The organism is Gemmiger formicilis, from assembly GCF_900167555.1.
Classification (GTDB): domain Bacteria; phylum Bacillota; class Clostridia; order Oscillospirales; family Ruminococcaceae; genus Gemmiger; species Gemmiger formicilis.
The window spans coordinates 1-1769 of sequence record NZ_FUYF01000076.1 but is presented as its reverse complement, the minus strand read 5'-3'; the positions used below and the strand labels follow the sequence as shown (position 1 = coordinate 1769).

The 1769-nt window shown below is 52.6% G+C and carries 1 protein-coding gene; it reads right to left on the bottom strand.

Translation table 11 applies throughout. The features are described from left to right. Positions 1–1769, bottom strand: a 1769-nt coding sequence (locus B5D32_RS15340; RefSeq protein ID WP_078785673.1) for a hypothetical protein, incomplete at both ends; no start/stop codon positions are given.

The window sequence follows — 1769 nt, the reverse complement described above, 5'->3', positions numbered from 1 at the left end:
AGGCAGGCCGCGAAACGACAGATTAACCAGAAAATCAGCAAATCCGACAGGGTTATAAACTTGGGTACAGCCTGCAAGTCGGAGATACTCATCGCAGGTCCCAGCAAAGAGGGAAGGCCATAGTCACGCAGCACCTGCCACAGATGAGGCAGAACGGTTCCGAACGATATAACCGCTGCCACGGCGGTACTTTGCCGCAGCTTTGCCTTTACAGTGTATTTGCGGCCCAATGGTGTGCAGGCCAGAATCTCATCCATGCCGCCTTTGCGTTCCATGGCAAACAGGCCGCTGAAGCACAGCGCACACAGCAGCCCCGCCAGAAGTGTATCCTGTACATCGCCGGTGCCGGTAAAGCCGAACAGCTTTTTATATCCGGTTTCATAGACAAGCCATGCACCGGGATTCTCTTTCAGATAGTAATTGATGTTGGACTGCACTACACGCTGATAGACAGAATATTTCTGCTGCAGTGAACTGTAGGCCAGCAACGCATCACTGCTCAATTCGCCGCTGTTGACACGCTTCTGTGTCTCCAGCATGGGAATAAACTCGTTACGCTGATTCCGTATCCAGTCGCGGCTTTCTTCGCTCCACGGGCCGGAAATGTGCTTTATATAATAGGCATAGTAAATTTCGTCCGCGTCTATGTAGCTCTCCGCCGTCACGCCCTGATAGATTCCAAACACCAGAAACGCTGCCAAGAATACTGCGGCTCCATTCATCAGCAATAACTTCCTGCCCTCTTCATGGGTAACAGAGGTCGCACGCGTTTTGCGGGAAAACGGAAGTGCAAAGCTGTGCCTGGCAGCCGGCAGCAGCTGTGCCTTGGCAAAAACCGCGCAGAATGCCGCAAACAAGCTGCCGCCCAAAACGGCTGCCGTCAACCATTCGACCAACGGCAGGCTGACAGGATTACCAAACCAGAAAAGATTCCGGTAGTTCCCCAGCAGCTCGTTGGTCTGCAGCAGGCTCACCATATTCGCATATTTTACAACGTTCCAATGACTTGTGGCAGGTATTGCAGTACGAATGCCGTACATTGCCAAGGGCAGGGCCAAGGCGCCGACCCACCCGGCGGCAGCGCGTTTGGCGATAAGGGCAGCCAGCATAACCCACAGCCCCATCACAAACGCACCAGCCCATTTTGCAAGCAAAAACCGAAGTAGGTATTGCCCAACTGTAATCTGCATTGTGCAGCGCATCAATGCGGGAACACTTTGAATCGTGCGATTCATAGGCCCCAAACTGAACGACGCCGAGCAATATGCGAGGTTGACCCCATACAGCACCATCAGAACGACCAATAAGCTGGCAGCAAATGCCGCCAGCTTTGCAATGGCCGTTTTCAGTCGCCCACCGGGAAGACTGCGAATCAAACTCAACAAGCCGCTGTCGCGCTCTTGGCGCACAAGAATCAACGCAAGCAAGAGCATAGATGCCAGCAGGATAAGGTCGGTGAACGCATAGCTAATGGCCGTGTACAGACCTTTCTGCGGGTAATAGTCTATGGGCGTCTCCGTTAGCCCGGCATAAAGCTGTGCGGTCAATTCGATGTTTTTCAAATCGTACCCGGTACGGTCGTTTTGAAAAATTGAGATGCCGGACAGTTGGGATGCCTTGGTCTGAACGCCATCCAGAAAGTCGCTGTAGGCCGCCACGGTGTCATATTCGCTTTGCAGCTGGCTGAACAGGCGGTACTCTGTGTTCAAGTTATCCGTAAATAGAGTATAGGTCTTATCTGTGTACTCTTGTTCATAGGCATCGAACAT